Source organism: Rhizobium sp. BK313, from assembly GCF_014193655.1.
In the GTDB taxonomy this organism is placed as follows: Bacteria; Pseudomonadota; Alphaproteobacteria; order Rhizobiales; family Rhizobiaceae; genus Rhizobium.
This window is the reverse complement of sequence record NZ_JACHZQ010000001.1, coordinates 2,551,650-2,558,651: the sequence shown is the minus strand read 5'-3', so window position 1 is coordinate 2,558,651 and position 7,002 is coordinate 2,551,650. Positions and strand designations below refer to the sequence as shown.

The 7,002-nt window shown below is 59.9% G+C and carries 5 protein-coding genes; 2 read left to right on the top strand and 3 right to left on the bottom strand.

Features of this window, described 5'->3' with window-relative positions; genetic code table 11:
- The 3 genes from FHT86_RS12435 to purD form a co-directional block, all read right to left on the bottom strand.
- On the bottom strand, positions 1–728 hold a 728-nt coding region (locus FHT86_RS12435; RefSeq protein WP_246779484.1), incomplete at its 3' end, for a cache domain-containing protein.
- A gap of 441 nt (positions 729–1,169) precedes the next feature.
- Positions 1,170–1,598: a plant virulence effector HPE1-like domain-containing protein gene (locus FHT86_RS12430; protein WP_133707024.1), complete on the bottom strand. Its 429-nt coding sequence runs from the start codon at positions 1,596–1,598 to the stop codon at positions 1,170–1,172.
- Between the two features lie 119 nt (positions 1,599–1,717).
- Positions 1,718–2,989: a phosphoribosylamine--glycine ligase gene (gene purD, locus FHT86_RS12425; protein WP_133707023.1), complete on the bottom strand. Its 1,272-nt coding sequence runs from the start codon at positions 2,987–2,989 to the stop codon at positions 1,718–1,720.
- Positions 2,990–3,238: 249 nt separating this feature from the next.
- On the opposite strand from purD, the gene FHT86_RS12420 reads away from it, so the two are divergent.
- Together FHT86_RS12420 and FHT86_RS12415 are read left to right on the top strand one after the other, a co-directional pair.
- Positions 3,239–5,548 (top strand): Tex family protein, encoded by a 2,310-nt coding sequence (locus FHT86_RS12420; protein WP_133707022.1) that lies wholly within the window; start codon positions 3,239–3,241, stop codon positions 5,546–5,548.
- A gap of 145 nt (positions 5,549–5,693) precedes the next feature.
- Positions 5,694–6,953: a cyclopropane-fatty-acyl-phospholipid synthase family protein gene (locus FHT86_RS12415; RefSeq protein WP_133707021.1), complete on the top strand. Its 1,260-nt coding sequence runs from the start codon at positions 5,694–5,696 to the stop codon at positions 6,951–6,953.
- Positions 6,954–7,002: the final 49 nt, after the last annotated feature.

Sequence of the window (7,002 nt, the reverse complement as noted above, 5' to 3'; positions counted from 1 at the left end):
TCGCGGATCTTTTCCTGCAGCGCCAGGGTGGCCTTGGCCATCAGGCCGATTTCGTTGCGCATGCCGACATGCGGGATCGCGGTCTTCACGTCTTCGTCGGCAACAGCCTTCAGCGCGGTGTGAACCTCCGTCAGGGGCTTAGTGATGCCGCGGATGAAGTAGAGCGCCGCGCCGATGCCGACCAGGAAGACAGCGCCGCAGACGAGCAGTGCATGCCACATGGTCGTGTGAACCTGCGCTTCGAGGTCATCCATGTAAACGCCTGAGCCGAGAACGATCTGCCAGGGCTGGAATGCCGCCGAATAGCTGCCCTTCAGGAAGACCTGATCGTCGGGCTGCCCGGGCTTGTTCCAGTAATAGATCGTCCGTCCGCCGCCCTTGATACCCTTTTCGACCAGTTCCTTGCTGAAATAGGTGCCACGCTTGTCGACCTGGCCGGACATGTCCTTGCCGATATTGACAGGGCTCGGATTGATCAGCTGGATGACGTTGAAGTCGAAGCCGAAGATGTAACCCGCCGGCTGGAAGCTGACATGCGAGAGAACCTTGACGGCCTCGGCTTGAGCGACTTCATGCGTCATCTCGCCGGATTTTTCACGCTGATAGAACGTATTCAGAATGGAAATGCCGGATTCAACCTGCGTGCGAAGCATGTCGAAACGATCATCATAGATGGAATCGGCTTGCGATTTGATTTGGAAATAGGTCGCCACGGCAAAGGCAGCCATAAGGATGCCGACAAGGGCGAAAAGCTGATGTGCGATCTTGAGATTCTTCATAATGCCTCGCAACAGGGTAGAGTGAATACCGGCGCGGTTTCCTACCGCCTGTGCGATCGCCTGGGAGAACCCAATACGCTTGCCGCTGCTCGAAATGACATGCTGCTGTCCGGTGCAGTCAAAATCGCGCTTTATGTCTAATAAAGTTTTAATCAAAACAGCGTGGTCGGAATTTAAGCAATTTTAAGCAGTCTCAATGTTGCATCGCAATAAATAATACTGAATTCTCTTCAATATTATCTTGAGTCGCGAGCGAAGCTTCTATTTTTGTCTATACAAAACGAATGCGCCCCTGCTTCTCTTCAGGGGCGCATTGGTCCACCTTACGGCGGACCCCGTCGACCGAAACCTTGGCCGGGCGGGGCAGGGAACGGGGTCAAACAGCCATTGTTACTGGCGAAGCTGAAAGCCGGAGAGATCGAGCGGCACGGGTGTCTTTACCTTGGCGGACTCGGGCAGCGCGGCGGTTTTCGCGGTGAGGTCGATGCCGTCGGCCGGAGCACCGGCGGCTTCCAAAGCCTCCGGTGTCGGCTTGGAGATGAAGACAACCGGTGAACCGCCCATCCAGGCCTCGGTGCGCACCACTTTCTTCTGGCCATCGATGTCGCGGATGACGATGGACTGCGTACCAGGCGAGAGGTCCGGCACCACATAGTCCTTCTTGACCATTTGCGGCTTGAGGGCAGGGCAATCGGCGCAGACCTTATCGATGATGCTGCCGGCGCCGGTTTCCGTCTTGCTATCGATAGACTGGATCGACGAAGCCATGGCCGAGCCGCCGGCCAGCACAAAAGCCAAGGTCAGGATGAAAGGACGCATAACAAAACCACTCCGTCTTACATTGCGGAGAGATTAGCGTCCCTTTGTTTCCATCCCGTCAGGAGATTAGGTAAAAGTTTAGTGGACCGCAGAAATCGGGACAGGCTCGCGTTTACGCTTCAAGCTTTTTCACGCTCGATTGCCTGCCAGCCGATGTCGTTGCGTTTAAAACCGTTCTCCCAATGCACCTGCTCGGCCAGGCGATAGGCATGCTTTTGCGCCTCGCTGACAGTCTTGCCGGTCGCCGTGACGTTCAGCACACGACCGCCTGTGGCGACCAATGCACCGTCCTTCAGGGCTGTGCCGGCATGGAACACCTTGGCGCCGGCGCCGTCGGCCGGCAGAGCCGATATGGGCGTGTTCTTGGCATAGGAGCCAGGATAGCCTTTCGAGGCCATGACCACGGTCAGTGCCACATCGTCGCTCCATTCGGCGTTGACCCGATCCAGCGTGCCGTTGGAGCAGGCAAGAAGCAGCGGTAGCAGGTCGCTCTTCAGCCGCATCATTAGCACCTGGCATTCCGGATCACCGAAGCGGACATTGTATTCGATCAGCTCCGGCCCCTTGGCTGTGATCATCAGTCCGGCGAAGAAGACGCCGGAGAAGGGATGGCCGCTTTCCGCCATGCCGCGGATCGTCGGCTCGATGATTTCCTTCATCGTGCGTTCGATCATCTCCGCCGTCATGACCGGGGCGGGAGAGTAGGCGCCCATGCCGCCGGTGTTCGGGCCGGTATCGCCGTCGCCGACGCGCTTGTGGTCCTGGGCGGTGGCGAGAGCCAGCGCGTGTTTGCCGTCGCAGAGGCAGAAGAAGCTCGCCTCCTCGCCGTCCAGATAGGCTTCGATCACGACTTCGGCGCCGGCGGCTCCGAAGGCGCCTTCGAAGCAGTCATCGACGGCTGCAAGCGCTTCCTCGACTGTCATGGCGACAGTAACGCCCTTGCCAGCAGCGAGCCCATCGGCCTTGACGACGATCGGCGCACCCTGCGTGCGGATATAGGCTTTCGCTTTCGGCGCGTTGTTGAAGCGCTGATAAGCGCCGGTCGGGATATTGTAGCGGGCGCAGATATCTTTGGTGAACCCCTTGGAACCCTCCAACTGCGCGGCAGCGGCAGACGGCCCGAAGACGGCGATGCCCTCGGCGCGCAACCGGTCGGCAAGGCCGGCGACCAGCGGCGCTTCCGGACCTACGACGACGAAGTCGATGGTCATTTCCTTGCAGAAGGCGGCGATCGCGTCATGATCTTCGATGTCGATGGCGGCAAGTGTCGCATGTTCGGCAATGCCGGGATTGCCGGGCGCTGCGTAGAATTCGGTCATCAGCGGCGATTGCGCCAGCTTCCAGGCGAGCGCATGCTCGCGTCCGCCCGATCCGATCAACAGAACTTTCATGGCTTGCCCTTCTCTTACGTCCATTTGCGCGGTTAAGGGCCGTTGGACCAAAGGTCAAGCGGCAAATCCTGTGGAGTCGTAGGCTACAACATTGCCACGCCTTTTTGTGCCGCTAATGCGAGATGCTGGTTTTCGAATCGTCGTCCCGCGTTAGTTGCTCGGATCGGCATGATCTGGTCCGAAAACCGCTTCGCACTTTTCGGGATCATGCTTATGGTCCCATCACCTTTGTCCAGTTCAGAGAATCATATGGCCGCTGACATCCGCTCTCTTGCCGCAACCATCGCCACTGAGATCAATTCCCGTCCCGATCAGGCCAGGGCCGCGATCGAGCTCCTCGACGAAGGTGCGACGGTGCCGTTCATCGCCCGCTATCGCAAAGAGGTGACCGGTGGTCTCGATGACGGCCAGTTGCGCACGCTGGCGGAACGCCTCGTCTATCTGCGCGAGCTGGAAGCCCGCCGTGCGGCGATCGTCGAGTCGATCAACGGCCAGGGCAAGATGACTGACGAGTTGATGCGCAAGATTGCCGTGGTCGCTACCAAGGCCGAGCTGGAAGACCTTTATCTGCCGTACAAACCAAAGCGCCGCACCCGCGCCGAAATCGCTAGGGAGCGCGGCCTTGGCCCGCTGGCTGATACCATTCTTGCCGACCGTTCCAAGGAGCCGGCTGCCTTCGCCGAAGGTTTCATCACGGCTGACGTGCCCGACATGAAGACGGCGCTCGAAGGCGCCCGCGACATCATCGCCGAAGGCATTGCCGAAAATGCCGACCTGCTCGGCAAGCTGCGCACCTACATGAAAACAAATGCGGCTTTGAAAGCTAAGGTCGTAGACGGCAAGCAGGAGGCTGGCGCGAAATTCGCTGACTATTTCGATCATCAGGAGCGTTGGGCAACGGCTCCGGGCCACCGCGCGCTCGCAATGCTGCGTGGCTGGAATGAGGAGATACTGACGCTGACCATCGAAATCGACGTCGATGCCGTCTCGCCGAACAAGCCGGTCGAGCGGATGATCGCGACGGCTTACGAGATCGGCGCAAGCAAACCCGGCGACCGCTGGTTGATCGAGGTGGCGAGCTGGACCTGGCGTGTCAAGCTCTCCATGTCGCTGTCGCTGGATCTGATGCGCGAGCTGCGGGAACGCGCCGAAGAGGAAGCTATCCACGTCTTCGCCCGCAATCTGAAGGATCTGCTGCTTGCGGCCCCAGCCGGCTCGCGCGCCACCATGGGCCTCGATCCAGGCATCCGCACCGGCGTCAAGGTCGCCGTGGTCGATGGCACCGGCAAACTTCTGGAGACAACGACGGTCTATCCCTTCCCGCCGAAAAACGACGTGCGCGGCACGCAGGCGACATTGGCCGCGCTGGCGCGCAAATATAAGGTCGAGCTGATCTCCATCGGCAACGGCACCGGTAGTCGCGAGACCGAGAAGCTGGTGACCGACATGCTGGCCGATCTGCCGGCGCCGAAGCCGACGAAAGTCATCGTCTCGGAAGCCGGCGCATCCGTCTATTCCGCCTCCGAGACTGCGGCACTGGAATTTCCCGGCCTCGACGTGTCGCTGCGCGGCGCGGTCTCCATCGCCCGCCGCCTGCAGGATCCGCTGGCGGAACTCGTCAAGATCGAACCGAAGTCGATCGGCGTCGGCCAGTATCAGCACGATGTCGACCAGCAGAAGCTGTCACGCTCGCTGGACGCCGTCGTGGAAGATGCGGTCAACGCGGTTGGCGTGGACCTGAACACGGCGTCGGCGCCGCTGCTTGCCCGCGTCTCCGGTCTCGGCCCGTCGATCGCTGACGCGATCATCAAGCATCGCGACGGCGAGGGACGCTTCGAGAGCCGCCGCGACCTCCTGAAGGTCGCCCGCCTCGGCCAGCGCACCTTCGAGCAATGCGCCGGCTTTTTGCGCATCCCGGATGGCAAGGAGCCGCTGGACGCCTCATCGGTGCATCCGGAAGCGTATGGTGTGGCCAAGAGAATCGTTGCGGCCTGCGGCCGTGATCTGCGCAGCCTGATGGGCGACTCAGCCATCCTGAAGGCGATCGATCCGCGCCAGTTCATCGATGAAAAATTCGGCCTGCCGACGGTGCGCGACATCATCGCCGAATTGGAAAAGCCCGGCCGCGATCCGCGCCCGAGCTTCAAGACCGCGACCTTTGCCGAGGGGATCAATGAGATCGGCGATCTCAAGCCCGGCATGCTGCTGGAGGGCACCGTGACCAACGTCGCCGCCTTCGGCGCTTTCGTCGATATCGGCGTCCACCAGGACGGTCTTGTCCACGTCTCGCAGCTTGCCGACCGCTTCGTGAAGGACCCGCATGAAGTGGTCAAGGCGGGCGATGTCGTGAAAGTGAAGGTTGTGGAGGTCGACGCCAAACGTAAACGAATCGGTCTCACCATGCGTAAAGATGGCAGCACTGTGGCCGCCGCGCCCGGACGTGAGTCGCGCGAACAAAATGGTGCGCGCAACGCTGGCGGTAGGCATGACGGTCGCTCAAAGCAGGAACAACAGGGCAGCTTCGGTGCGGCTCTGGCAGATGCACTCAAGCGAAAATAAGCACTTAGCGAGAGTCAGTGCAAGAATGTCACACTCTGGCAGAGTTGTTGCCAGAGTGCCAAAGAGTGCGAAAAGGTGAGCTTGCCACAATGCTGTGAGGCGCTAAAGTCAGCCTCAATGTCATGTCATAATATGCGAGGCGTCCATGGCGTCGGCACTCTTCTCGATTGTCAAGAAAATCATCCGTAAGGGTTCCCTGAAACTTACACTCGCTTCCGGCGAGACGCACATGATCGGCGATGGATCCGGCGAAACAGTCGCCGTCCGCTTGGCCGACCAGCAGGCGGAGGACGCGATTGCGCGCGATCCGACTCTGAAGCTGGGCGAAATGTATATGGAAGGGCGCTTCATTCTCGAGCAGGGGGATATCTATGAATTCCTCTCTTTGGTGAAGCAGAACACCACCAACGAAATCTTTGACCTGCGCATGGCGGCGCTGCTGATCGGCCGTATCGCCTGGCAGCAGATCAAGAGCCGCTCGCCGATCAACCGCAACAAATACAATGTTGCGCATCACTACGATCTGTCGGCCAAGCTGTTCGATCTCTTCCTCGACGAGGACTGGCAATATTCCTGCGCCTATTTCGTGCCGCCTGGCATCAGCCTGGACGAGGCGCAGCTGGCCAAGAAGCGCCATATCGCCGCCAAGCTGCTGGTCGAGCCCGGCCAGCGCGTACTGGAGATCGGCTCCGGCTGGGGCGGCATGGGCATGTATCTTGCCGAAGCCAACCCGGGCCTCGATTTCACCGGCATTACGCTCAGCGAAGAGCAGCTCAAAGTCTCGCGCGATCGCGCCGCCAAGCGCGGATTGTCCGATCGCGTCCGCTTCGAGCTGCAGGACTACCGTTACATGACGGGCAAGAAGTTCGACCGTATCGTCTCGGTCGGCATGTTCGAGCATGTCGGCATCGGCGACTACGGCAAGTTCTTCAAGAAGGTTTCGGAGCTACTCGACGACAACGGCGTCATGGTGTTGCATTCCATCGCTCGTCCGAAGCCGAGCTTTGCGACGAACGCCTTCATCGAGAAGTATATTTTCCCGGGCGGCTATATTCCGTCTGTTGGCGAGACCACGCCACCGCTGGAAAAGGCCGGACTTCTCGTCAAGGACGTCGAAATCCTGCCGATGCACTATGCCCATACGCTTCGGCACTGGCGCAATCGTTTCGTGGCGCGCAAGGCCGAGGCCGTCGCGCTCTACGACGAGAAGTTCTTCCGCATGTGGGAGTTCTATCTGGCCGGCTCGGAAATGGGCTTCCGCTGGGACGAGCTCTTCATCATGCAGATCCAGCTTTCCAAGAACCAGTTCGCCGTTCCCGACAACCGCAATTACATTGCCGAGCGGGAGGCGAAGCTCAGGGAATTCGAGGCGACCCGTGCGCCGCTGGAAAAGGTGACGTTCTAAACGTCTGCTGTTTTTTTAAGTTCGCGCCGGGCGATGGGTTTCCATGGCC